Annotated in this window: 29 protein-coding genes; 21 read left to right on the forward strand and 8 right to left on the reverse strand. The window is 68.2% G+C overall.

What is annotated here, in order from left to right; all coding sequences use genetic code 11:
* Nucleotides 1–573: a carboxymuconolactone decarboxylase family protein gene (locus AC07UH_RS13190; protein ID WP_495181492.1), complete on the forward strand. Its 573-nt coding sequence runs from the start codon at nt 1–3 to the stop codon at nt 571–573.
* Entirely contained in the window at nt 573–1427 is an 855-nt protein-coding gene (locus AC07UH_RS13195; protein ID WP_495181493.1) for a fumarylacetoacetate hydrolase family protein, read from the forward strand. Before AC07UH_RS13190 ends, AC07UH_RS13195 begins: the two co-directional genes overlap by 1 nt.
* A 23-nt stretch (nt 1428–1450) precedes the next feature.
* Here AC07UH_RS13195 and AC07UH_RS13200 read toward each other — a convergent pair whose 3' ends face one another.
* The 4 genes from AC07UH_RS13200 to AC07UH_RS13215 all read right to left on the reverse strand — a co-directional run bounded on the left by AC07UH_RS13200 (nt 1451) and on the right by AC07UH_RS13215 (nt 5273).
* A complete protein-coding gene (locus AC07UH_RS13200) occupies nt 1451–2335 on the reverse strand; it encodes an SMP-30/gluconolactonase/LRE family protein (protein WP_495181494.1) in 885 nt (294 codons plus the stop codon).
* Nucleotides 2336–2343: 8 nt separating this feature from the next.
* Entirely contained in the window at nt 2344–3819 is a 1476-nt protein-coding gene (mhpA, locus tag AC07UH_RS13205) for a bifunctional 3-(3-hydroxy-phenyl)propionate/3-hydroxycinnamic acid hydroxylase MhpA (RefSeq protein WP_495181495.1), read from the reverse strand.
* Nucleotides 3820–3845: 26 nt separating this feature from the next.
* Complete coding sequence (locus AC07UH_RS13210; RefSeq protein ID WP_038665540.1) at nt 3846–4367, reverse strand: VOC family protein; 522 nt, start codon at nt 4365–4367, stop codon at nt 3846–3848.
* A 135-nt stretch (nt 4368–4502) separates the two neighbouring features.
* Nucleotides 4503–5273 (reverse strand): helix-turn-helix domain-containing protein, encoded by a 771-nt coding sequence (locus AC07UH_RS13215; RefSeq protein ID WP_495181496.1) that lies wholly within the window; start codon nt 5271–5273, stop codon nt 4503–4505.
* A 157-nt stretch (nt 5274–5430) separates the two neighbouring features.
* On the opposite strand from AC07UH_RS13215, the gene AC07UH_RS13220 reads away from it, so the two are divergent.
* The 6 genes from AC07UH_RS13220 (at nt 5431) to AC07UH_RS13245 (ending at nt 9984) form a co-directional block, all read left to right on the forward strand.
* On the forward strand, nt 5431–6183 hold the full coding sequence (locus AC07UH_RS13220) for a maleate cis-trans isomerase family protein (protein WP_495181497.1): 753 nt from the start codon (nt 5431–5433) through the stop codon (nt 6181–6183).
* 22 nt (nt 6184–6205) lie between these two features.
* A complete protein-coding gene (locus tag AC07UH_RS13225; RefSeq protein ID WP_038665546.1) occupies nt 6206–7357 on the forward strand; it encodes a thiolase domain-containing protein in 1152 nt (383 codons plus the stop codon).
* Nucleotides 7354–7809: a Zn-ribbon domain-containing OB-fold protein gene (locus AC07UH_RS13230; protein ID WP_495181498.1), complete on the forward strand. Its 456-nt coding sequence runs from the start codon at nt 7354–7356 to the stop codon at nt 7807–7809. Before AC07UH_RS13225 ends, AC07UH_RS13230 begins: the two co-directional genes overlap by 4 nt.
* A 24-nt stretch (nt 7810–7833) precedes the next feature.
* On the forward strand, nt 7834–8262 hold the full coding sequence (locus tag AC07UH_RS13235) for an SRPBCC family protein (protein ID WP_038665553.1): 429 nt from the start codon (nt 7834–7836) through the stop codon (nt 8260–8262).
* Between the two features lie 174 nt (nt 8263–8436).
* Nucleotides 8437–9255 carry a helix-turn-helix domain-containing protein gene (locus AC07UH_RS13240; protein WP_495181499.1) on the forward strand — a complete coding sequence of 273 codons (819 nt, stop codon included), beginning with the start codon at nt 8437–8439 and terminating at the stop codon, nt 9253–9255.
* 96 nt (nt 9256–9351) lie between these two features.
* Nucleotides 9352–9984, forward strand: a complete 633-nt coding sequence (locus tag AC07UH_RS13245) for an NADPH-dependent F420 reductase (protein ID WP_495181500.1) — start codon at nt 9352–9354, stop codon at nt 9982–9984.
* Here the strand turns inward: AC07UH_RS13245 and AC07UH_RS13250 are convergent, their stop codons facing one another.
* On the reverse strand, nt 9985–10548 hold the full coding sequence (locus AC07UH_RS13250; RefSeq protein WP_495181501.1) for a carboxymuconolactone decarboxylase family protein: 564 nt from the start codon (nt 10546–10548) through the stop codon (nt 9985–9987).
* A gap of 160 nt (nt 10549–10708) precedes the next feature.
* Between AC07UH_RS13250 and AC07UH_RS13255 the strand changes: the two genes are divergently transcribed.
* The 13 genes from AC07UH_RS13255 (at nt 10709) to AC07UH_RS13315 (ending at nt 22039) form a co-directional block, all read left to right on the forward strand.
* On the forward strand, nt 10709–12058 hold the full coding sequence (locus AC07UH_RS13255; RefSeq protein ID WP_495189897.1) for an acyl-CoA dehydrogenase family protein: 1350 nt from the start codon (nt 10709–10711) through the stop codon (nt 12056–12058).
* Between the two features lie 48 nt (nt 12059–12106).
* Entirely contained in the window at nt 12107–13366 is a 1260-nt protein-coding gene (locus AC07UH_RS13260) for an MFS transporter (RefSeq protein ID WP_495193950.1), read from the forward strand.
* 24 nt (nt 13367–13390) lie between these two features.
* Nucleotides 13391–13570 carry a hypothetical protein gene (locus AC07UH_RS13265; RefSeq protein ID WP_495181503.1) on the forward strand — a complete coding sequence of 60 codons (180 nt, stop codon included), beginning with the start codon at nt 13391–13393 and terminating at the stop codon, nt 13568–13570.
* Between the two features lies 1 nt (nt 13571).
* Nucleotides 13572–14432 (forward strand): intradiol ring-cleavage dioxygenase, encoded by an 861-nt coding sequence (locus AC07UH_RS13270; protein ID WP_495181504.1) that lies wholly within the window; start codon nt 13572–13574, stop codon nt 14430–14432.
* Between the two features lie 151 nt (nt 14433–14583).
* The gene (locus AC07UH_RS13275) at nt 14584–15096 is read left to right on the forward strand and encodes a flavin reductase family protein (RefSeq protein WP_495181505.1); all 513 of its coding nucleotides are present in this window, start codon (nt 14584–14586) and stop codon (nt 15094–15096) included.
* Complete coding sequence (gene ribB / locus AC07UH_RS13280) at nt 15093–16253, forward strand: 3,4-dihydroxy-2-butanone-4-phosphate synthase (protein WP_495181506.1); 1161 nt, start codon at nt 15093–15095, stop codon at nt 16251–16253. Before AC07UH_RS13275 ends, ribB begins: the two co-directional genes overlap by 4 nt.
* On the forward strand, nt 16250–17140 hold the full coding sequence (locus AC07UH_RS13285) for a helix-turn-helix domain-containing protein (protein ID WP_495181507.1): 891 nt from the start codon (nt 16250–16252) through the stop codon (nt 17138–17140). The genes ribB and AC07UH_RS13285 overlap by 4 nt, the downstream gene beginning before the upstream one ends.
* 112 nt (nt 17141–17252) lie before the next feature.
* Nucleotides 17253–17765, forward strand: a complete 513-nt coding sequence (locus tag AC07UH_RS13290; protein ID WP_137897983.1) for a cupin domain-containing protein — start codon at nt 17253–17255, stop codon at nt 17763–17765.
* Nucleotides 17766–17786: 21 nt separating this feature from the next.
* On the forward strand, nt 17787–18812 hold the full coding sequence (locus AC07UH_RS13295; RefSeq protein WP_495181508.1) for a hydroxyquinol 1,2-dioxygenase: 1026 nt from the start codon (nt 17787–17789) through the stop codon (nt 18810–18812).
* A gap of 10 nt (nt 18813–18822) precedes the next feature.
* Nucleotides 18823–20295: an aldehyde dehydrogenase family protein gene (locus AC07UH_RS13300; protein WP_495181509.1), complete on the forward strand. Its 1473-nt coding sequence runs from the start codon at nt 18823–18825 to the stop codon at nt 20293–20295.
* Complete coding sequence (locus AC07UH_RS13305; RefSeq protein ID WP_495181510.1) at nt 20292–21359, forward strand: maleylacetate reductase; 1068 nt, start codon at nt 20292–20294, stop codon at nt 21357–21359. Before AC07UH_RS13300 ends, AC07UH_RS13305 begins: the two co-directional genes overlap by 4 nt.
* 9 nt (nt 21360–21368) lie before the next feature.
* Nucleotides 21369–21746 (forward strand): Rieske (2Fe-2S) protein, encoded by a 378-nt coding sequence (locus AC07UH_RS13310; RefSeq protein WP_495181511.1) that lies wholly within the window; start codon nt 21369–21371, stop codon nt 21744–21746.
* Complete coding sequence (locus AC07UH_RS13315) at nt 21746–22039, forward strand: YciI family protein (RefSeq protein ID WP_495181571.1); 294 nt, start codon at nt 21746–21748, stop codon at nt 22037–22039. Before AC07UH_RS13310 ends, AC07UH_RS13315 begins: the two co-directional genes overlap by 1 nt.
* A gap of 4 nt (nt 22040–22043) precedes the next feature.
* Here AC07UH_RS13315 and pcaF read toward each other — a convergent pair whose 3' ends face one another.
* From pcaF to AC07UH_RS13330, 3 genes are read right to left on the reverse strand one after another with little or no spacing between them, the layout of a single operon-like run.
* Nucleotides 22044–23249: a 3-oxoadipyl-CoA thiolase gene (gene pcaF / locus AC07UH_RS13320; protein WP_495181512.1), complete on the reverse strand. Its 1206-nt coding sequence runs from the start codon at nt 23247–23249 to the stop codon at nt 22044–22046.
* Complete coding sequence (locus tag AC07UH_RS13325; RefSeq protein ID WP_495181513.1) at nt 23246–23908, reverse strand: 3-oxoacid CoA-transferase subunit B; 663 nt, start codon at nt 23906–23908, stop codon at nt 23246–23248. Before AC07UH_RS13325 ends, pcaF begins: the two co-directional genes overlap by 4 nt.
* A complete protein-coding gene (locus AC07UH_RS13330) occupies nt 23905–24591 on the reverse strand; it encodes a 3-oxoacid CoA-transferase subunit A (RefSeq protein ID WP_495181514.1) in 687 nt (228 codons plus the stop codon). The genes AC07UH_RS13325 and AC07UH_RS13330 overlap by 4 nt, the downstream gene beginning before the upstream one ends.
* Nucleotides 24592–24818 lie beyond the last annotated feature (227 nt).

Raw genomic sequence — 24818 nt, forward strand, 5'->3', positions numbered from 1 at the left:
ATGGGGCGCCTCCGCTATCTCGACAACGCTGATCTCGCCCCGGAATTCCAGGACATTCCGCGGATGAAGTCGAACATCACGCGCGCCGTCGCGCACAGCCCGAAGCTCGCGCGGCTGGTCGCGGGGCGTGGCATGTACCTGCGCCACGACAGCGGGCTCGACGCGCGATTGCGCGAACTGGCGATCCTCCAGGTCGGCTATTCGACGCGTTCCGCCTACGAATGGGCGCATCACGTCGACGTCGCGCTGTCGTTCGGCGTGACCGAGGACGATATCCGCGCGATCGCGACCGAGACCGCGGGGGAAACCTCGCATCTGGAGCCGCTGGCGGTGGCCGTGCTGGCAGCGACGCGAACGCTGACCGACGACCTAATCCTGCCCCAGCCGCTGTTCGACACGTTGGCGGCGGCGCTGCCCACCGATCAGCTCGTCGATCTGCTCGTCGCGATCGGGGAATATAACGGCCTCGTCCGGGTCATGGCGGCGATCGAGATCGATCTCGAGCCCGAATACGTCCGCTATCTCGACCGCTTCCCGCTGCCGTCCCCCTCCATTTCAGCAAAGGAATCCTGATGAAACTGTTGAGCTTCAAGATCGACGGGCGCGAAAGCTTCGGCGCGGTGGTCGGCGACGAGGTCGTCGATCTCGGCCGCCGGTTCGAGGGCCGCTTCGCGACCATCGTCGACGCGCTCAAGGCCGACGCTCTGGGCGAACTGGACCGGGCCGTCGCGGGCGCGACCGGCGATCACGCGCTGGCGGACATCGAGTTTTTGCCAGTGATCCCGAACCCGCCCAAGATCATCTGCATCGGCGTGAACTACGAGACGCACCGCAACGAGATCGGCCGCGATCCGAGCGCCAAGCCGATGGTGTTCGCGCGCTTCCCGATCAGCCAGGTCGGTCACGGCGAGCCGATGATCGCGCCGCCCGAATCCGGGACCTACGATTATGAAGGCGAGATCGCGGTCATCATCGGCAAGCCCGGACGGCGCATTTCGCAGGCGGATTGCTGGGACCATATCGCCGGTTACGCGCCGTATAACGACGGCAGCATCCGCGAATGGCAGCGCCATACGCCGCAGTGGGGACCGGGCAAGAACTGGTACAAGACCGGCGCGTTCGGCCCGTGGATGACGACGCGCGGCGAGATCGCCGACGATCAGGACCTGCACCTGAAAACCCGCCTGAACGGGGTGGAGGTGCAGAATGCCAAGAGCAGCGACATGATCTTCAAGATCCCCGAGTTGATCGAATATTGCTCCACCTTCATCCCGCTGGAAGCGGGCGACGTCATCGTCACCGGCACGCCGGGCGGTGTCGGGGTTCGGCGGGAGCCCAAGTTGTTCATGAAGGACGGCGACGTGGTCGAGGTCGAGATCACCGAGGTCGGCGTTCTCAGCAACCCGATCAAGGCGGAAGCCGTCTGATCAAACGGCACGGCGGGCGGCGGTCAGCGTCGCCCGTCTCGCCGATGGTGCCACATCGGCGCGCCGGCGACCGGGCTGCGGAAGCGCAGGACATGGTCCATCCGGATCGATCCGACGTAGAGCGTGCGGCGGTCCGGCCCGCCGAAGGCGATGCTCGCCGGGAAATCCAGCAACGACGCGTCCGGATCCTCGTACAGGCATTGGGCGGCACCGTCCGGCGCGATCCGGTAGAGGGCGTTGCGCGTGACCTCCGTCACCCATAGCCCACCCTCGACATCCCAGGCGAGACCATCGACAATGGCGTTCGCGAACAGCGGGTCGGGTCCGAACGGAAGGGCCGGGCCCAGCGTGCCGTCGGCGCCGATCGCCATCCGCACGACCCGGCCGCGCGCGGATTCGGCCAGATAGGCCCATCGCATCGCGGGATCGATGCGCAGCTCGTTGGCGAAGCACAGGCCCTCGGCCATCAGCCGCGGGCCGTCGGCGCGCAGCGACAACACATAACCGTCGGGGATCGGCGCATCGATCGCGCACGAGCGCGGGACGGTTCGCGTCGAGACGGTAAGCCAGAGATCGCCGCGCGGGTCGCAATAGGGGAAGTTCACCGCGCCGAGCGGCTCGCCGTCGAACCGGTCGATCAACGGCACGCTGCTGCCGTCGGGCCGCAGGGCGTGCACCGTGCCGCTGTCGATGCCGGCGAGGATCAACGTGCCATCACGCCGTTGCGCCACGCCGTTGGTGGCGCCGCCGGGACAGGAAAGGTGCGTGCAGCGATCCATCGCGTCGATCCGCGTCACCCCGCCGCGCGCGTCGGAGACGAACACCGTGCCGTCTGCGGCGACGAGCACGCATTCCGGCCGGCGCAGGTCGCGCCCGATCCGGCCGGCGGGTTCCAGCAGCGCAGGCATCGCCGGCGTCAGCCGGCGCCGGCGAGCGGGATGGTGCGCGTCAGGGCGTCGAGCGCCTCGGCAGTGCGCGCCGTGCCGAAAATATAATGGTCCGGGCGGATCAGCACCGCCGCGGCATCGATGGTCGCGAGATAGTCGTGCGCCGCGTCGGTGACGATCACCACGCCCGCCCTCGACCAGATGGCGCGCGTCGCCGGATCGACGGTGTCGACGATGTCGGGACGGGCGAGCAGCACGAAGCGCAGCGGTGCGGCATCGTCGAGCAGCATGCCGTTGCCCAGCCGCGGCTGGGGCGCGAGCGTGCCGGCGAGCGGATCGGCCGTCGCCGCGTCGCCGCCGAGCCGCGGTCGGATCGGCACCAGCACCTGCGGTCGCGCCAGCAACGTCGCATCCCGCACGCGGGCACGATCGGGATCGCGTTCCTGGATGATCGCGCCGATCCGGTTGGCCTCGGCGATATAGTGGGTGACGTGGGGGGCGAGTTCGGCCTGATAGGTGTCCAGCAGCGCCGGCGTTGCGCGACCGTCGATCACCCAGGCCAGCTTCCACGACAGATTGGCGGCGTCACGCAGACCGGCGCACAGGCCCTGGCCGAGAAAGGGGGGCGTTTGATGCGCGGCGTCGCCGGCGATCAGCAGCCGGCCGCTGCGCCATCGCGATGCGATGACGGAATTGAAGGCATAGACCACCGCACGTTCCAGCGCGGCATCGTCGGGCGCGAGCCAGCGGCCCAGCAGTGCATGCACGTTTTCCGGCCGGGCGAAGTCCGCGGGGTCGTCGCCGGGCAGCAGCATGACCTCCCAGCGCCGGCGTCGACCCACCGCCTCGATATAGGTGAAGGGACGGGCGGGATCGCAATATTGCACCGTGCCTTCGGGAAGATCGGGGGCATCCGGGCGGAGAATGAGGTCGGCGACGAGCCATCGTTCGGACGGGGCGAGCGTCCGGGTTTCCGCCCCGATCGCCTGTCGCACGCGCGACCGGGCGCCGTCGCAGCCGACCGCATAACGTGCCCGGATAGGCGCGAGCGCGCCATCGGGGGCGGACGTGGTGAGCGTGACGCCGTCGTCATCCTGGGCGATGCCGGTGATCGTCCAGCCGAGCCGCAGGTCGATGCCCGCCACGGTCGCGGCACGCGCGCGCAGTGCGGCTTCGAGATCGGGCTGGTGAAAGCGATTGCTGTCGCGCCAGCCATGGATCCCCGGCTCGACCGGGCGCGGCCAGTCGATCAGCATTGCGCCATCGGCATCCTCGAACCGCATGCGGCGATAGATGCCGAGATGCGGCGACAGCGCGTCGGCGACGCCCGCGGTCTGCAGGATGCGCAAAGCCTCGCCGTCGATATGCGTGGCGCGCGGCAGGGGATAGGCCTCGGCGAACTGGTCCACCAGGACCACCCGCCGGCCCTGCCGCTCGAGCAGATTGGCCAGCGTTGCGCCGACCGGGCCGCACCCGATGACGGCGACGTCGTAGATTGCGTTCATCGTTGCCCCGCGGCGATCCGAGGGCGTCAGAGCGTCGCGATGTCGCGCGCGACGTCGGCGCTCCATTGCCGCATCGGCGTGAAGCCGGGTGCCTTGCGACACATCGCCTCCGTCTGCGCGACGATCTCGTCTTCGGGCGCGGCGAGGTCGATCGTCGTGCGATGCGGCTGGGTGATGTACCAGGGCGTGTCGACATAGGCCTCGACGCGATTGCCGTCGGGATCGGGGAAATACACCGACCAGGCGATTCCGTGGGTCAATGGTTCGAGGTTCGGCACGCCTTCGTCGACCAGCTTCTTGTACACGCGCTGCAATTCGGCGAGCGTCTGCAGACGGAACGACAGCTGGTTCATCAGATGCTGGTCGCTGTCGGGCCGCCCGGTGACGAGCACGAGCTGGTGGTGCGACGTGGGGTCGGCGGTCAGGAACGCGATCGAACGGCTGTCGCTGCGCGCCTCGTCCGTCACCGCGAAACCGAAGATCTTCCGGTAGAAGGTCAGCATGCGGTCGAAATCGCTGACGTAAAGCCCGACGTGGCCAACTTCCATGACGTCTACCCTCCGGATGCGCGCAGATGCCCTCGGCACGTGCGTCTGATCGCGGCGAGCTAGGCGGGCGGGGAGGGCGCCGTAAATCCGCATCGGGATGGCGTCCGCGGGGTGAACCGCGGCCATCCGGCGGCGTCAGTCGCGCGCGTCGCGTTCGAGGTTGCGTTCGATCTCGGTCTGCGCGCGCATCAATGCGGGGACGAACTGGTCGATCCCCTCCTGCACCTTGATCGCGCGCGAGATCCAGGCGACGTCGATACAGGCGAGCACGCGACCGCGGAAGCGGACGGGGGCGGCGATCGAGGTGACGTGCGGATAGGCCAGCCGCTGTTCGAGCGCATAGCCCTTCTCGCGCACCGTCGCGAGTTGCGCGCGCGTCTGCGTGCCCACCCGTGCCTCCGGATCGACCGGATCGCCGAACCGCTCGATATGGCGCAGGATCAGGTCGGTCTCCTGATCGGGCGCGAACGCCAGATAAGCCCGTCCCAGCGCGCTCGTCAGCATCGAGCGCGGTCGATCGTCGAAGTTGCGCACGTCGATGCGGAACGGGTTTTCGAGATGCATCGAGTCGCGACGGACCATCGCATAATCCTCGAACGTCGCGATCTCGCACGTCCAGACGACTTCCTTCTGCAACTCGGCCAGCGTCGGCGTCGCGGTCCACAGCGCCCAGGCGCGATCGGTGAGGCCGTTCTCCAGTGCGCGCACCGCGAAGGTCGGGCGATAGACCTTGTCCCCGTCGACGGAGACCAGACCGCTGGCGACCAGCGTCTCGAGAATGCGGTAGACGGTGGGACGCGACAGGCCGAGTTCGTTGGCGATCTGCTGGCAGGTCGTGCCGCCGGTGTCGCTGACGATGCGCAGCGCGCTTATCCCCCTGAACAGGGCGCGGATATTCTCGTTCATCACGCGGATGTAAGCCTCCGCCCGAGCCGAGACCAGACGAAACCGGGATACACCAGGCGGACGTCGCCGCGGAGGCATTGGCGTTGCCGCACGCGCGCCAGCACAGCGAGGAACAGGTGCCGGACCACGGCACGACGGGCTCGATTGGAGGGGCGACGTGACCAACTTGGACCCCTCGCGGGCCTCGGACCCTTCGCGCGGCAAGGGCTTCGGCTGGCGGCTGCGGCTGGGCATGTTGCTGCCGTCGAGCAATCCGGTCGCCGAGCCCGAGATCACGCGCATCCTGCCCCCCGGCGTCTCGCTCAACACGACGCGGCTGAAGCTGGCGGGCAGCACGCGCGAGGACCTTCTCGGCATGACCGAGGGCGTCGAGGCGGCGGTCGGCCTGCTGAGCGACGCCGGGATCGATCGGCTGCTGTTCAACTGCACCGCGGTCTCGACGTTCGATCCGGAGATGGGAGAAGCGTTGCGATTGCGCATGGAGGCGGTCGCCGGACGCCCGGCGATCAGCACCGCCGACGGCATCGTCGCGGCGATCAGGGCGCTGGGAGCGCGCCGCGTCATGATGATCTCGCCCTATATCGCGCCGGTCGTCGAGCGCGAGGTGGCGTTCCTCCGGCATTGCGGCGTCGAGGTCGTCCACGCCTCCGGCATGGGGTTGAAGGAGGGGCGCGCGATGTCCTCGGTCGAGCCCGGCGAATGGTATCGGCAGGCGATGGACCAGGCCGGCAGCGGCGCGGACCTGTGCTTCCTCAGCTGCACCGCGATCCGGGTCTTCGGCATCATCACCGACCTCGAGCGCGACCTCGGCATGCCGGTGATGGCCAGCAATCAGGCGATGATCTGGTGGTGCCTGCGCGAGGCGGGCGTCCGCGATCCGCTGCCGTCGCTCGGCCGGCTCGCCGCATGACCCGCCCCCTGGAGGAGTTTCGATGAGCATTCGCGGCAAGGCCCATATCGCCGGGGTCTTCGAACATCCCGGGCGCGATCTGCCCGATCATTCGGTGCAGCAGATCCATGCCGAATGCGCGATCGGCGCGCTGGCCGATGCCGGGCTGTCGATCCGCGATGTCGACGGCTATTTCTCGACCGGGCAACTGGGCTTCGGCGGCGTCTCGCTGACCGAATATCTCGGCCTAGCGCCGCGCTATGTCGATGCGACGTTCGTCGGCGGCTCGTCCTATCTGTCGCACGTCGGCCATGCGGCGGCGGCGATCGCGGCGGGCAAATGCCGCGTCGCGCTCATCACCCAGGGCGCCAAGGTGCGCGGCGTCATCCGTGGCAACAAACATACCGCAGACACCCCAGAATTTCCGTTCGAGACGGTATATGGCGAGACCAATGCGGGCATCTATGCGCTCGCCGCGCGGCGCCACATGCACGACTATGGCACGACCGCGGCGCAGCTCGCCGCCGCCAAGGTCACCGCCTCGGAATATGCGCAACACAATCCCGCCGCGCTGCTCAGAAAGCTGGTGACGGTCGACGACGTCGTCCATTCGCCGATGATCGCCGACCCGCTGCACCGGCTCGACTGCTGCGTCGTCACGGATGGCGGTGGCGCGATCGTCGTCGTCGCGCCGGAGATTGCGCGCAGCCTCCAACGCCGTTCGGTGACGGTCCTCGGCCATGGCGAGGCGATCCGGCATGGCGGTCGCGGCGCCATCGACTTCACCAGTACCGGCGCGACGATATCGGGGCCGAGCGCCTTGGCCGAGGCGGGCGTCGCGCTGGCCGACATCGATTATGCGTCGATCTACGATTCCTTCACGATCACCGTCATCATGACGCTGGAAGACCTCGGCTTCTGCAAGAAGGGGGAGGGCGGGGCGTTCGTCGCCAGCGGCGCGCTGCGCCGCGACGGTGCCATTCCCGTCAACACCGACGGCGGCGGCCTGTGCAACAACCATCCCGGCTATCAGGGCGGCATGGTCAAGATCGTCGAGGCGGTGCGGCAACTGCGCGGCGAGGCGCATGCCGAAACGCAGGTGCGCGACTGCGAACTGGCGATCGCGCACGGCACCGGCGGCGGCATGTCGCGGCAAGCCAGCGTCTCGCTGATACTCGGACGGGAGGACGCATGATGGCCGATCCGACGACACGCGCCGGCCTGCCGACGCCGGCGCCCTATGTCTCGCCCGAGACCCGGCCGTTCTGGTCGGCGGCGAAGGCGGGCCGTCTGGTTTTGCCGTTCTGCACCGGATGCGGCGTGGCGATCTGGTATCCCAAGGCGTTCTGCAGCGCCTGCGGGTCGATGCATGTCGATTGGCGCGAGGCGTCGGGCCTCGCCACCGTCTACAGCCACAGCCACGTCCATCGCGGCGAGGGCGCCTATCGCGAAGCCGGCAGTTTCGTTCTCGCCCTCGTCGACCTCGACGAGGGGCCGAGGGTGCTGACCAACATCGTCGACATCGACCCTGCCGACGTCGCGATCGGGCAGCGGGTGCAGGTCGTGTTCCACGACGCGGGCGACGAGGCATCGCTGCCCCGGTTCGCGCCGATGGCGCCGGCCCGGGCCGCGTCGGTCCGCGATTGAACGAATCCCCAAAGGAGAAGTGACGTGAAGATATCCCAGTCGATCAAGCTCGCGGCGCCGGCCGATACGGTGTGGACCTACGTCCGTGATTTCTACAATTTCGAGGAATGGCAGCCGCACATCGTCTCCACCGAAAAGGGCGAGAAGGATGGCGAGCGCGTCGTCAAGATGGCGCGCGGCAACACCGTGCTCGATCGCATCGCGACGCTGGACGACGACCAGCGCATCCTCGCCTATGAGATGGTGCCCGACCAGATCCTGCCGCCCGGCGTGCCGCGCCTCGAGGGGTTCCTCGCGACGTTCAAGGTCAACGCGGCGGGCGAGAGCTCGCAGGTCGACTACAGCATCGCGGTCGAGATCCCCGATGCCATGAAGGAGATGGCCGAGAAGGGCATCGGGGGCGATATCGCCGGCGCGCTCAAGGGGCTCGCCGACAAGTTCGGCACGGCCTGACATCGCTGCGACACGGATCGGACGAATGACCGATCGTCCGGTCCGTGTACATCGATCTTATCCAATTAAAACAACGTCATAAGCTGATTGTGCGGATGACGGCGGGTTGCCCGCCGTTTGTGGCCCGCCCGTCGCCATGCTAGTCTCTCCGCCATAAAAGAACCTGGAGAGGTTATGACATACAAGCATATCCGGTCACTCTCGCGTGGCATCGAGGTCTTGCGCTATCTGAACACCGTCGACGGTGCGCATCCCAGCGACATCTGCCGCAGCCTCGATCTGCCGCGCCCTACCGTCCACCGCATCCTCGAAACGCTCGGCGAGCTCACCCTGATCTATCAGGGGCCGTTCTCGCGCGAATTCCGCGTGTCGCCGAAGGTGCGCGAGCTCGCGCAGTCGCGCGACCAGTTCGGTCTCATCCGCCACGCGGCATGGCCGGCGATGCACGCGCTGACCTCGCAGGTCGTCTGGCCTTCGGACATCGCCGTGCCGCAGGACCATGCCATGCTGATCGTCGAATCGACGCACCGGATCAGCTCGATGTCCGCCGATATCGGCATGATCGGGCAATCGCGGCCGATGCTCGTCAGCCCGCTCGGCCTCGCCTATCTCAGCCATTGCGGCGATGCGGCGCGCGACGCGATACTCGACGATCTCTATGCCACCGCCACGGCGGAGGATGCGTTCGCGGACCGGGCGACGGTCGAACGCGCGCTTGGCGACGGACGGCGTGACGGCTTCGTCATCTGCCACGATCTCGCGCATCGCCGGTGCGCGAGCATGGCGGTGCCGGTCCGCGTCGGCGGCGACGTCGTCGCCTGCATGAACGTCGTCTGGCATGCCGCCGAACTGACGTTCGACGAGGCGCGCGACCAGCTCGGCGGACCGCTCATGGCGGCGCGGGACCGGGTGGAGGAAAGCCTGCGCGACTTGATCCCCGGCGCCGCCCCCGGTCCGGGCGGCGGACCGGGCTGGGCGCGGCTCGCAGCCTGACGCCGTACACCAGCCGGACGGCCGGGGCGTGGCCATTGCTGGCCGGCGCCCCGGATGGACAGGTCGCCGCCGACCCTCACGCAAAGGATATGTTCGGTGAAGACTCTCGGTTTTCTAGGTGCAGGCCGTCTTGCACAGATGCTGGCGCCCAAAGCCGCCAAGGCCGGCTGGCGGGTGATCCTGTCGAATTCGCGCGGACCGGATACGCTGAAGGCGCTGGTCGACGGTATCGATGGCGACGTCGTCGCGGCGACTCCGGCGGACATGCTCGCGCAGGCCGATATCGTGCTGCTGGCGATCCGCTGGCCCCAGCTGGCCGCGGCGACCGACGGCCTGTCGTGGCAGGGCCGGATCGTGATCGACGCGACCAACAATCGGCTGGGGCCGACGCCGGCGGACGTGATCGATATCGGCGATGCGCTGTCGAGCGATATCGTCGCGGACCACGTTCCGGGCGCACGTCTGGTCAAGGCCTTCAACCATGAGCCGATCTTCCTGTTCGACAAGGCATTGCCGCCGCAGGACGATGCCAAGGTCCTGTTCCTGGCCGGCAGCGATGCCGAGGCCAATGCCGCGGTCGCCGCACTGATCCGCGACCTCGGTGCCGAGCCCGTCGATCTCGGCCCGATCGATCAGGGTGGCAAGCAGATCGCGATGGGCGGTCCGCTGACCAACAAGATGAAGCTGTTCACGGTCGAGGAGGCGGCGTCCGCAAAGACGCCCGCCTGATCAACCGGCGAAGGGTGAGGGTGTCGCGGGCAGCGGGTTGCGCGCGACATTCATCACCATCGCCAGCAACGCATAATAGCCGCATACCGAACACAGATCGATCACCCCCGCCGCGCCGAGCAGGTGGGCGACCGGCGCATAGATGGTGTCGTCGATGCTGCCCGACCGATGCAATTGGCGGCAGAATTCCAGCACCAGCGCTTCCTCTGGCGTCAGTCCGACCACGTCCGTCCCCGCCGCCAGCGTCGCGATCGCACTGGCGCTGACGCCCGCCGTCGCGGCCAGCGCGGCATGGACGGTCCATTCGTAATCCTGTCGCCAGTGGCGCGCGGTCGCGAGGATCGCCAGCTCGCGTAGATTGGCCGGGATCGGGCTTTCGAAGCGCAGATAGGCGCCGAGCCCCTGTGCCGCCGCAAACGCCCCCGGACTGTTCAGCAGCACCGCGAACGGCCCGCGCACCGACCCGCGTGGTCCCGCGGCGACGACGGCCGCGGCGGCGTGCTGCGCCGGCGTCATCGCCTCCGGATCGACCGCCGCGATCCGTGGTGTCGTCTCGTCGCGCACGGCCGTTCCTCCCGCTTGGTATCGCCATGTCCATGCGCTCGGTCCACCGGCGAGGGAAGCCAAACGAGGTACGCGGAGCGGACGGGCGACGGTGTCGCGTTGCCGGCCGATGCCGGTCGATCCACACACGCTGCATCTGTCATCTAGAAGTGGGTATCCCGTGGCAACTCTCCTGAAAGACGTGTCCTCGGCCGCTGCCGGCCTGCCGCAGCCCGAGCCTGACCTTACGTCGGCGGAGATCGTCCGGCGCGCCAGCGCGCTTCGCCCGCTCCTGCTGGCCGACCAAGCCAATGTCGAAGCCCGCGGGACCTATTCGGACGAGATGCATCAGCGATTCCGCGATGCCGGCCTGTACCGCATCCTCCAGCCCCGGATGTACGGCGGTTACGAATTCGACCTTACCGTGTTCGCCCGCGTGGTGATGGAGATCGCCCGCGGCTGCCCAAGCACCGGCTGGGGCTTTTGCCTCGCTTCGGCGCATGCGCTCAATGCCGCCGCGCTCTATTCGAAGGCGGGGCAGGACATACTGTTCGGCGCCGATGGCCATTTCGCCGCATCGGCCCGCGGCGTGCCGAGCGGCACCGCGACCGAAACGCCGGAAGGCTGGATCGTCAACGGCCAGTGGGATTATTGCTCCGGTTCGCCGCACAGCAGCCATGCGATGTTCGGCGTGCGGCTGATCCCGCTGGGCGGCGCGCCGGTCGGCCCGCCGATGTTCGGCACGGTGACCGTTCCGCGCGAACAATGGGCGATGCTCGACAATTGGCGCGGTTTCATCGGGCTGCGCGGCAGCGGGTCGAACAGCATCCGGGTCGAGGATGCGCTGGTCCCCGATGCGCTGGTCAGTCGCCAGAACTTCTTCTCGATCAACATCGATGGCGGCACCGTCGGCTACCACCTGCACGGCAACGCGATGTATTCCGGGCGCATGTTCGGCTTTTTCCAGACCGAGATCACCTCGATCCTGGTCGGCATCGGGTTCGCCGCGCTCGACGAGTTCGAGCTGATCCTGAAGAAGAAGGCCGAGGGGCCGGCGGGTCCTCCGGGCGCACCGGGCAGCGGCGTCGACGACCTGCTGCGGCCCTATGGCCTTGCTGCCGGCCTGCTGGAGGCGGCGCGCAATGCGGTCATCTCGGGCGCGCAATCCTACCTCGATTATTGTGCGGCCGGCGTCGAGGACGCCGCCGCTTATGCGGAGATCGACGACATGCGGATCCAGGCCGGTTTGCAGCAGGCCGCACGCATGGCCGGGGAAGCGATCGACCTGTTGTACACCGCCGCCGGGACGAGCACCTCGGCGAAGGACGGCAACCGGTTGCAGCGCTACTTCCGCGACATATCGATGGCGCGGACCAATCCCGGCCTTGCCTATGAGCGGACCGCGGTGATGCTGGCCCGCCGGACGGTCGCGGAGCGGATCGCGCCGGACAGCGCGGCTCCCGGCGGCCCGCGTCCGGACGGTGCGCCGGTCGGCGCTCCCCCGCCTGGTGCCGCGCCGGTCGCGCGTTGACCGCCGTCTGACCCCGCGAACGATCCTCCTCACCGTTCCGGGATCATGATGCACGCACGCTCGCCTTCCTTTTCCCCGTGGCGCGGCCCCTTCCTGAAGGTCTGGCTGTTGCGTGCATGTTCGACGCTGGGGGGGCAGGTGCTGGCGTTCGCGGTGACGCTGCGGCTGTACGAGGCGAGCGGCTCGGCGCTCGACCTCGGGCTGGTCGGACTGGTGCAGTTCCTGCCGGGTTTCGCGCTGGCCATTCCGGCGGGACAGCTCGTCGACCGGTTCGCCCCCGCGCGGGTCGCGATCGGCGTCCAGTCGGTGAACGCGCTCGCCGCCGCGATGCTGCTGGTGCCGGGATTGTCCAAGGACGGCCTGACGGCGCTGCTCTTCGCCGCGGCGCTGGCGACCGGGGCGACGCGGGCGTTCGACCATCCCGTCAACACCGCCCTGCTGCCCAGCGTCGTGCCCGATCGCCATGTCGCGCGCGCCGTCGCCTGGACGACGTCGATTGCCAAGATGGGGACGCTCGCCGGGCCGATCCTCGGCGGCATGCTCTATGCGCTGTCGCCGGCGGCCGATTACGCCGTCGCCTGCGGCCTGTTCCTGCTCGGAATCGTCGCGGCCGGGACCATCCCCGCCATCGTCCGCAGCGCGACTGCCCCGGCGCTCGATCTCCGGGCAGCCTTCGCCGGTTTCTCGATCATCCGCCGCGACCGGGTGCTGGGCGGGGCGATGCTGCTCGACATGGTTGCCGTGCTGCTCGGCGGTGCCACCGCGCTGCTGCCGGTGTTCGCCAAGGACGTGCTGCACGTCGGTGCGGCGGAGCTCGGCATCCTGCGCGCGGCACCGGCGGTCGGTGCGGTGCTGACCGGATTGTGGCTCGCGCGCCATCCGGTCGAACGCCATGCCGGGCGCGTGCTGGTCGCCACAACGCTGCTGTTCGGGGTGCTGACCTGCGGCTTCGGGCTGACGCAGAGCCTCGTCCCGGCCTGCGCTTTGTTGTGCGGGATCGGCGCGGCAGACGTGATCAGCATCCATATCCGCAGCGCGCTGGTGCAATTGCGCGCGCCGCCCGAGCTGCGCGGCCGGGTGGGGGCGGTCAACGGCCTTTTCATCAGCAGCTCGAACCAGATCGGCGCGTTCGAATCGGGCGTGACCGCTTATTGGTTCGGGCTGGTGCCGGCGATCCTGCTCGGCGGTGGTGCGACGATCGCGGCCACCGCGGCGATCGCGCGCCTGTTCGCACCGCTGCGCCGGGTCGACCGGCTGGCGGACACGCCCGCTCCGCCGGCACGGCGCCGACAGCGGCAACCGGTATGACCCCTCTTGCATGAAGGCAGGCCTATGTTCTGGCGCGACCAGTCTCCGACGACACGGGCACATGACGGCCGGCACTCGCGCATCCAGTCGCGGTTCGTGCTGTTCGGGATGATCCTGTCGGCCAAACATTCGAACGACGGCATGGGCGCCGTGCCGCGCGACCGGCCCGCCGGCACGGGTACGCCCGGCAGGGGGATCGACTGACGTGAGCGACGATGCCATGGACGCGATCACCGCCCGCGCGCTGCGCAGCGTCGAGGGCGCGGCATCGCCACGGGCGCGGCAGGTCAGCGAAGCGCTCATCCGCCATCTCCACGCCTTCGTGCGCGAGGTCGCGCCGACCGAGCAGGAATGGATGGCGGGGATCGCTTTCCTGACCCGGACGGGCCAGATGTGCAGCGACAGTCGACAGGAATATATCCTGCTGTCCGACGTGCTCGGCGTGTCGATGATCGTCGATGCGATCAACAACCGACTGCCGGCCGCGGCGACCGAGACGACGGTGTTCGGCCCATTCTATGTGCCGCCGCCCAGCTTCCCGTCGGGCGCCGACATGCGCGGCGATCTGGCGGGCGCGTCGCTGTTCATCTCGGGCGTCGTCCGTGCCGCCGACGGATCGCCGATCGCGGACGCGACGATCGACATCTGGCACGCCGATGCGGAAGGCTTCTACGACGTGCAGAAGCAGCAAGACCGTCCGGGGCTCGCCGCGCGCGGCCGGTTCCGGAGCACGGCGGATGGCGGGTTCAGCCTGTGGACGGTTCGGCCGACCGCCTATCCGATCCCCGACGACGGCCCGGTCGGCGACCTGCTGAAGCTGCAGGGGCGCCACCCCTACCGGCCCGAGCACGTCCATTTCATGGTCAGCGCGCCGGGCTATCGCAAGCTGGTGACGCATTTGTTCGCTGCCGGCGATCCCTATCTCGATTCGGACGTGGTGTTCGGCGTCAAGCCGTCGCTGATCCGGCCGATCGTCGTCCACCCCGCCGGGCCGGGACCCGACGGCGGCATGCGGACCGGACCCTGGCACGAGCTGCGCGCCGACGTCGTGCTCGCACCGGAATGAACGGCCGCCCGCGGGCGGCGGGGACACGTGGCGGACATCGGCGGCGGGGAAATTGTGATCGTCCGGGAACAGGCGATAACCCGGGTCCAGACGATCGGCGGGCGATCTCGACATCGGTCCAGACGCGATTTCCGACGTACAGGAGAGCATGATGTCCGCCTCGACCGTAGCGATGATCGATCCTGCGAGTTTCCGGAAGGTCTTGGGCGCCTATCCGACCGGCGTGTGCGTGATCACCTCGGCGAAGGACGACACACGGTTCGGCCTCGCGGTCGGGTCGTTCACCTCGATCTCGCTCGATCCGCCGCTTGTCGGCTTCTTTCCCGGCAAGACGTCGTCCAGCTGGCGCAGCATCGCCGACAGCGGACGCTTCTGCGTCAACGTGCTGGGCGCGGATCAGCTCGACATCTGCCGCCGCTTCGCGTCGAAGATGGAAAACAAGTTCGCCGACCTGTCGCACGGGTCGAGCCCGGCGGGGTTGCCGCTGATCGACGGCGCGCTCGCCTGGATCGACTGCCGGGTCGAATCGGTGATCGAACTCGGCGACCATTATCTTGTCGTCGGCGCGGTCGACGATCTCAGTTGCGCGGATGCGGGCGATCCGCTGATCTTCCTGCGCGGCGGATATCACAACGTCCGGGCGATCGACGCGGTCGGCGCATGACATTGCCGGCCGAACCCCAGCGTCCCGACCGCCGCGGCGACGGCGCCACGCGGTCGGGCCGGCGCATCCCGGTCGCCACCCCCGACGAGATCATCGACGAAGCCCGCAACGGCCGCATGTTCATCCTGGTCGACGACGAGGATCGCGAGAATGAGGGCGATCTGATCATCCCGGCGCAGATGGCGACGCCCGAGAAGATCAATTTCATGGCGCGTCACGGGCGCGGGCTGATCTGCCTCGCCATCACCAAGGCGCGCGTCGATCATCTCGGTCTGGGCCTGATGACGCGGCAGAACGGCACCCGGCACGAGACGGCGTTCACGGTCTCGATCGAGGCGCGCGACGGCGTGACGACGGGCATCTCCGCCGCCGACCGGGCGCGTACGGTGGCGGTGGCGATCGATGCGGGCAAGGGCGCAGACGAGATCGTGACCCCCGGCCACGTCTTTCCGCTGGTCGCGCGCGACGGCGGCGTGCTGGTGCGCGCGGGGCATACCGAGGCGGCGGTCGACGTGTCGCGACTGGCCGGGCTCAACCCGTCGGGCGTGATCTGCGAGATCATGAACGAGGATGGCACGATGGCGCGGCTCGATCAGTTGCTGCCCTTCGCCGAGCGGCACGACCTCAAGATCGGCACGATCCGCGATATCATCGCCTATCGCCGGCGCTTCGACCGCGTCGTCGAACGCGTCGCGAGCAAGGCGTTCGATTCGGCCTATGGCGGCGATTGGCAGCTCCTGACCTATCGCAGCAAGGTCGACGGGACGGAGACGCTGGTGCTGCAGAAAGGCGCGGTCGCGGCGGACGGCGAGACGTTGGTGCGGATGCATACCGCGTCGCTGCTGTCCGACCTGCTGGGGGAACAGGGCTCGCGGACCCGTGCCATCCCGCAGGCGATGGAGCAGATCGCGCGGGCCGGGGCGGGCGTCATCGTCCTGATCGTGCCGCGGACCGAGCGGGGCGTGCCGCTGCCCGCGACGCGCGAGTCGGACCCCGATATCGACCCGCGATCCTATGGCGTCGGCGCGGAGATCCTCGCCGATCTCGGCGTGCACGATCTCGTGCTGCTCACCAGCTCGCCGTCGCCGCAACTCGTCGGGCTGGAGGCGTTCGGATTGCGGATCGTCCGGCAGCAACCGTTCGATTTCCCGAAATGACCGGCGCCGACGCGTTGGGCGTGGAGGACACGCACGGCATCCTGGCGCTGCCCGGCCAGACGCTCATCGCGTCGAGCGAGGGGCTCGGCTGGCGGACGCTGTTCGCCTCGCGGCAGATCGAGCAGCCCTACACCGGCTATTTCCGGGCCTGCGCGGATCATCTGATCGTCATGCATCTCAGCGGCCCGGTCCGGATCGAGCGCGACTTCAGCGGCGAGCGGGCTTGTGCGAAGGTGCAGCGCGGCGGCCTGTTCATCCTGCCGGCCGGGCGCGATTTCGGCGTTTCGCTGGACGGCACGCTCGAGACGATCCACATCTACGTGCGCGGCACGATGCTCGATGCGGCGGCGCGCGAACTGGGCGTCGATCCCGCCACGCTTGCGATCATGCCGGGGCTCGGCGTCCACGATCCGGTGATCGAGCAGATGGGGATCGTCTGCTGCACGATGCTGGCCGAGCGCCAGTCGGGCTTCTTCGCCGATGCGGTGGCGCGGATCCTCGCGGCGCGGATCGTCGCCGCGCATTCGAGCGCGATGCACGCGGCATCGGCGTCGGCCGCCGGGTTGAGCAGCGACCAGATCGATGCCGTCCGCGATCTCGTCCACCGGCATATCGAAGAGGCGATCACGGTCGATTCCCTGGCGCTGGCGGCGGGTCTCTCGCCGGGGCAGTTCGCGCGCCGGTTCAAGCACACGACGGGACGCTCGCCCTATCAGTTCGTCATGGACGCGCGACTGGATCTGGCGCGCGACCTGCTGTTGCGCGGCGCGGCCATCGCCGAGGTCGCGGTGCAGACCGGCTTTACGCATCAGGAGCATCTGACGCGGATGTTCGGCCGCCGCTTCGGGATGACGCCGGGCCGGTTCCGCTCGGCCGCCATGCACTGACGCTGCCGGATCATGCAGAGGAAAACCCGTATCGTGCAGGACGGGCCTCGGCATCCCCCGGTATCGTCTGTTCGGATCAATCGCGCGCGACGCGAAGATGCAGGAGTTGGATATGGACGGTGTCGTAACCCAGTTCGGAAGCTTGCGCGACTATCGCAAGGGCGGGGTCGAGATCATCGACGACAACCCGAAGAACTACGTCTTTTCGAACGTGTTCGAGGTCGCCGACACCTCGGCGCCGTACGAGCGCGTCGCGGTCGGCAAAAATTTCGAATATGTGATCGAAACCGCCCGCGCCGAGGGCGTCTCCGGCTGGTTCGGCTGCGCCCATGACGAATTCGTGCTGTGCATGGATGGCGCGGTCGAGGTTCATTTCGTCAAGCTCGACGACCCGGACGCCGTGGTCGATCCGGAGGGCGAGGGCGCGGTGGCGCTCGGCGACGCGATCCCCGCAGGGCGAAAGATGGGGCGCGTCGTGCTCGGCCGCGGCCATATGGCGATGCTGCCCGTCGGTGCCGCCTATCGGTTCCAGGCGGACACGCCGTCCGTCATCCTGTTCCAGACCATCGAAGGTGCCGTCACCGTCCAGAAATGGGCGACGATCTGCCAGACCGAAGCCGCCTGAGCTTCAGAGGAGAATATCGAAATGGCTATGTCCGAAGCGCTGTTCGCTACCCAGCCGTCGACCGAAGGACTGCGCACCGATGTCGCCGTCCTGTCGACCAACAACCAGACCGGCTATCGCGCCTTCAAGGCGGGCAGCTTCGAATTCAGCCGCGACGAATATTTCGCGCGGCTGGCATGGCCGGGCGGGACGCACATCCTGCCGATCGACGTGTTCCTGCGCGCCATGATGCGCGACGTCGCCTGGGGCTTCTTTTACGGCGTGGTCAATTTCGACGGCGTGTTCGGGACGATCAACCATTATGGCGAAGTCACCGTGTTCGCAGGTCGTTTCAACGACGCCTATACCGCCGCGGGCCGCGATTACGAGGAACGCTTCGCCGCCAGCGTGCTGATGGGGGTGTTCAAGGATATCCTGTCGGACTGGACCAACAGCGGTTTCGATCCCTTCGCCGCACCGATGGAAACCGGAACGCCATGGGGCATCAAGAACGGCGACAATGACGAGGCGATCACGCGCCAGCGCGTCACCGCGCGCCGCATGGTCGGGCTGCCCGGCGATACGCCGGTGCGTTCCGACGCCAACGGCTTTCCGGTCAACCGCCAGTTCGCCGACGTCGCGCAGGATCAGCCGCTCGTCGAGGCCGAACCCGGCTTCGAGCATGAGGTGAGCGCCTACAATCTGTTCGGCTATCTCTCGCGCAGCGACGTGACGTGGAATCCCAGCGTCTGTTCGGTGGTGGGCGACAGCCTGTTCTGCCCGACGTCGGAGGAGTTCATCCTGCCGGTCGAACATGGCAACGACCGCTGCGAATGGTTCCTGCAACTGTCCGACGAGATCACCTGGGACGTGAAGGACAAGGATACCGGCAAGCCGCGGGCGCGCGTCCTCGCCCGTGCCGGCGACATCTGCTGCATGCCCGCCGACATCCGCCATCAGGGCTATTCGACCAAGCGGTCGATGCTGCTGGTGTGGGAGAACGGGTCGAGCAGGATTCCCGAGATGATCGCCAACGGTACGGCGCCCGTCGTCGCCGTCGATTTCTGAAGGTGACTGCGTGACGGGTCTACAGACGAAGCTGCTGATCGGCGGCAAATGGGTCGACGGCGTCGAGGGCGGAACGATCCGCGTCGACAATCCGTACAACGGCGCGCTGCTGGCCGAGGTCGCCGAAGCGACGGCGGCCGACGTCGATCTCGCCGTCGAGGCTGCCCGTGCCGCCTTCCCGGCGTGGAGCGCACTGGCCGCGCATGAGCGCGGCCGGCTGCTGCTGAAACTGGCCGACGCGATCGAGGCGGATGCCGCCAACCTCGCGCGGCTCGAGGCGATGGACACCGGCCATCCGATCCGCGACTGCCTGTCGCTCGACGTGCCGCGCACGGTGCTGTGCTATCGCTACTTCGGCGGCATGGCGGACAAGCTGGAAGGATCGGTGATCCCGGTCGACGCCGGCTTCCTGAACTATGTCGAGCGCGAGGCGATCGGCGTGGTCGGCGCGATCGTACCGTGGAATTTCCCGCTGATGTTCACCAGCTGGAAAATGGGACCGGCGCTCGCCGCCGGGAACACGATCGTCATCAAGCCGTCCGAGATCACGCCGCTGTCGACGCTGCGCATCGGCGAGCTGATGCAGCAGGTCGGCATCCCCGACGGCGTGGTGAACATCGTCACCGGCTACGGCCACACCGCGGGGCAGCGGATCGCCGAGCATCCCGGCATCGGCAAGGTGGCGTTCACCGGATCGACCAATACCGGGCGGACGATCGTCCATGCCTCCGCCGGCAACCTGAAGAAGGTGCAACTGGAGCTGGGCGGCAAGGGGGCGAACATCGTCTTCGCCGACGCCAATATCCCCGCGGCGGTCGGCGGCGCGGCCTTCGCGATCTTCCACAATCAGGGGCAGGCCTGTATCGCCGGCTCGCGGCTCATCATCCACGAAGACGTGGTCGACGACTTTCTCGACCGGTTCGCGACGCTTGCCCGATCGATCCGACTGGGCGATCCGCTCGATCCGGAGACGGAGATGGGGCCGCTGACCTCCCGCCTGCATCAGCAGCGCGTCCTGTCCTATGTCGAGGTCGCGCGCGAACAGGGCGGCGAGATCGTCACCGGCGGTCGCCAACCCGACGGCGAGGACTATGCCAAGGGGTGTTTCGTCGAACCGACGATCGTCCGCGCCCGCCCCGGCGACCGCGTCGCGCAGGAGGAGGTGTTCGGCCCGTTCGTCACCGTGCTGACCTTCCGCACCGACGAGGAGGCGCTTTCGATCGCCAACGGCACCGAATATGGCCTCGGCGCCGGCCTGTGGACCAGCGACCTGACGCGGGCGCACCGTATCGCCCGGCGGCTGCATGCCGGCATGGTCTGGATCAACTGCTACAAGCGCGTCCACCCCGCTTCGCCGTTCGGCGGCATGGGCCAGTCGGGCTATGGCCGCGAAATGGGTTTCGAGGCGATGCGCGAATATACCGTGCCGAAATCGGTATGGGTCAATGTCGACGCCCAGATCCCGCCCTTCTACCGGCGATGAGCGTCCAGACCTTCCGCTATGAGGGCCTGCCCGGGCGCGTGCTGTTCGGGCGGGGGGTGACCGCGCAACTGGCCGACGTCATCGGTCAGGTCGGCGGCACGCGCGCGCTGCTGCTCTCCACCGCACAGCAGGCGGATCAGGCGCGGACGCTGGCCATGCACGCCGGCGCGCTGATCGTCGGGCATTTCGCCGAGGCGACGATGCATACGCCGGTGGAGGTGACCGCGCGCGCGCTGGCGATGCTGAACGACCTGGATGCCGATTGCGTCGTCGCGATCGGCGGCGGTTCGACGATCGGGCTCGGCAAGGCACTGGCGCTGCGTACCGACGTGCCGCAGGTCGCGGTCGCCACCACCTACGCGGGGTCGGAAATGACCCCGATCCTCGGCGAGACGGCGGGCGAGCGCAAGACGACGCAGCGCACGCTCAACGTCTTGCCGGAGGCGGTGATCTACGACGTCGACCTGACGCTCGACCTCCCGGTCGCGATGACGGCGACCAGCGGGCTGAACGCCATCGCGCATGCGGTCGAGGGACTGTACGCGCGCGACACCAATCCGGTGATCGGTCTGTTCGCGGAGGAGGCGGTCGGCGCCTTCGCCGCGGCGCTCCCCCGGTTGATCGACACGCCGCGCGATCCGGAGGCACGAGCGGAGGCGTTGCGGGCGGCGTGGTTGTGCGGCATGGTCCTTGCGACGACGTCGATGTCGTTGCACCACAAATTGTGCCACACGCTGGGCGGCGCGTTCAACCTGCCGCATGCCGAGACGCACAGCGTGGTCCTGCCCCATGCGCTCGCCTATAACGCACCCGCCGCGCCCGGCGCGATCGCCGCGCTGCGCCGTGCGTTCGGTGGCGAGGATCCCGTGACGGCGCTGGTCGCGCTGGCGCGGCGGATCGGGGCACCGACCGCATTGCGCGATATCGGCATGCCGGCGGACGGGATCGACCACGTCGCCGACGAGGCGTTGCGCAATCCCTATTGGAACCCGCGGGCCGTCGAACGCGACGGAGTGCGCGCGCTGATCGCGCGTGCCTACGCCGGCGACCCTCCGGCAGCCTGAGACGCAGCGATGGCCACAACGACCGACGACGGCTGGCGGCTGCGACCCAATGCGCCGGCATCGGGCCGCGTGCTGGGCGATGCGGCACTAATCGCAGAGGGGCAGGCGCGACAGTTCGTGTTCGGTCGCGGGCGCAGCGCCTTCGGCATGTTCGTCGTGCGCCGCGACGGCCGCTATTTTGGCTATCTCAACCTCTGCCCGCATTATTCGCTGCCGCTGAACCACCAGGCCGACCGGTTCCTGAATGACGGACAGATCGAATGCGTCCAGCATTTCGCCCGGTTCGCGATCGAGGACGGCCGCTGCCTGTCCGGGGCGTGCGAGGGGGAGGGGCTGTGGCGCATTCCGGTGATCGTGACGCCGGACGGCCAGCTGGCGATCGCGTGATGGACCGGTTCCTGTTCCACGCGGTCGATCGCCCCGGCACCGCCGCCTTGCGGCAGCGGCTGCGCGAGGCGCATCGCGCGTCGATCCGGCGATCCGACCCCGAATGCCGCTGCATCCTCGGCGGGCCGTTGCTCGACGCGGCCGGCACGATGACCGGCTCCGCGCTGGTGTTCGCGGCGGTCGACGCCGCCGCGGTCCACGCCTTCATGGCGAGCGACCCTTATCTGCTGCATCGCCTGTTCGAACGGATCGATGTCCGGCCGTGGGCGATCGGGCTCGGCGCGATCGCCTGACCGGTCAGACCCGCTCGACCGCGAGCGCGACACCCATGCCGACGCCGACGCACATCGAGGCCAGTCCCAGCCGGCCGCCGCGTGTCTCCAATTGGTGTACCAGCGTGAGCGCGAGCCGCGCGCCGCTCATGCCGAGCGGGTGGCCGAGCGCGATCGCGCCGCCGTTCGGATTGACGTGGGCGGCATCGTCGGCGATGCCGAAATGGCGGAGCACGGCGAGCGCCTGGCTGGCGAACGCCTCGTTGAGCTCGATCGCGTCGAATGCGTCGATGCCGAGGTTCAGCCGCGCGAGCAGCTTCTCGATCGCCGGCACCGGCCCCATGCCCATCACCCGCGGTTCGACCCCGGCCGCGGCGAAACCGAGAATGCGCGCACGCGGCGTCAGACCCTCGCGCGCGATCGCCGCGTCGTCCGCGATCAGCAGCGCCGCCGCACCGTCGTTGATTCCCGAGGCATTGCCCGCGGTCACCGTGCCGCCCGCGAACAGCGGCCGCAGCGCCGCCAGCGCTTCGATCGTCGTGTCGGCGCGCGGATGTTCGTCGACGCGCGCCTCCGCCGACGGCGCGCCGCGCCGTTGCGGCAGCGGTACCGCGACGATCTCCTCGGCGAAGAAGCCCGCCTGATGCGCCGCCGCCGCGCGCTGCTGGCTGCGCAGCGCGAACGCATCCTGATCGGCGCGGCTGATCCGGTGGTCCTCCGCGACGTTCTCACCGGTGCGCGGCATCGTCTCGGTGCCGTACAGCGCCTCGAGCAGCGGGTTGACGAAGCGCCAGCCCATCGTCGTGTCCTCCAGCGTCTGGCCGCGCCCGAACGCCCCGTCCGCCTTGCCGACCACGAACGGCGCACGCGTCATGCTTTCGACCCCGCCGGCGATGGCGAGGCCGATCTCGCCGGCGCGGATCGCGCGCGCCGCGCTGCCGACGGCGTCGAGACCCGAGGCGCACAGCCGGTTGAGCGTGACCCCCGGCACCGTATGCGGCAGACCGGCGAGCAACAGGCTCATCCGCGCGACGTTGCGATTGTCCTCGCCGGCCTGGTTGGCACAGCCGAGATAGACTTCGTCGATCCGCGCCGGATCGAGCGACGGCTGGCGGGCGAGCAACGCACGGATCGGCACGGCGCCCAGATCGTCGGCACGGACCTTCGCCAGCGCGCCGCCGTAACGCCCGATCGGCGTCCGCACCGCATCGCAGATATAGGCGTGGGTCATGCTGATCTCCCGGCGGTATCGTCCGCAAAGGTGAGGGGGACGCCGCACAGGCGGCGCAGTTCGTCCGCGTCGAGACCGTCGACGACCCGGCGAACGCGCGCGCCGTCGGGACCGAGGTCGAAGATCGCCAGATCGGTATACAGGCGCGAGACGCAGCCGATCCCGGTCAGCGGATAGCTGCAGCGATCGACGAGCTTGCTGCTTCCCTGTTTGGTGAGCAGATCCATCATCACGGACGTACGCTTGGCACCGATCGCCAGATCCATCGCGCCACCGACCGCCGGGATCGCATCGGGCTCGCCCGTATGCCAGTTGGCAAGATCGCCCGTCACCGACACCTGGAAGGCGCCGAGCACGCAGAAATCGAGGTGGCCGCCGCGCATCATCGCGAAGCTGTCGGCGTGATGGAAGAAACTGCCGCCGGTCAGCAGCGTGACCGGCTGCTTGCCCGCATTGATAAGTTCGGGATCCTCGTCGCCCGCCGCCGGCGCCGGCCCCATGCCGAGCACGCCATTCTCGCTGTGCAGCAACACGTCGCGATCCGCGCCGAGGTGATTGGCGACCCTGGTCGGCACCCCGATGCCGAGATTGACATAGGCGCCATCGGGAATGTCTTCGGCGACCAGTCGCGCCATGTCGTCGCGGCTCCAGCGGTTCATACGATGGCTCCTTCATGCGCGGACGGCACTTCGACGACATATTGCACGAAGATCCCGGGCGTGACGATCGCTTCCGGATCGAGCGTTCCGAGCGGGACGAGTTCGGCCACCTGCGCGATCGTGCAGGTCGCCGCCATCGCCATGATCGGCCCGAAATTGCGCGCGGTCTTGCGATAGACCAGATTGCCCCACGGATCGCCGCGATGCGCCTTGATGAGCGCGAAATCGGCGCGCAACGGATATTCGAGGATATAGTCGCGTCCGTCGATCGTCCGCGTCTCCTTGCCTTCGGCGAGCAGCGTTCCGTAGCCGGTCGGCGTATAGAATGCGCCGATGCCCGTGCCCGCCGCATGGATCCGGGCGGCGAGATTGCCCTGGGGTATCAGCTCCAGCGCGATGCGCCCGGCGCGATAGGCGGCGTCGAAATGATGCGAGTCGGATTGTCGCGGGAAGGAGCAGATGATCTTGCGGACCCGCCCCGCGGCAATGAGCGCGGCCACACCCGTGTCGCCATTGCCCGCGTTGTTGTTGATGATCGTGAGATCGCGAGCCCCCGTATCGATCAGACCATCGATGAGTTCGTTCGGCATGCCGGCAGTGCCGAAGCCGCCGATCATGATCGTTGCGTTATCCCCGATCGCGGAAAGCGCATGCTCGATTGATGCGGACGATTTATCAAGCATGATCTGGCCTTGTCGAAATGTCGAACTGTGTTCCAAACGACTTGGTACGGCGATGGCATTACGTGGATTGTAATCCGGAACTAGGGTCGCGCTTGTCTAAGATGACAGGTTCCTTTCCGTAAAAGAACTGGCCGGCAAGGCGCTATGCCGATCGGTCCGCCTGACGTATCTCCTGCCTGATCGATCGACCCATGCGGGTCCCGCTTCTTCGGACGGTGCGAAGAAGC

This window comes from Sphingomonas sp. GW821-FHT04B01 (genome assembly GCF_059420425.1).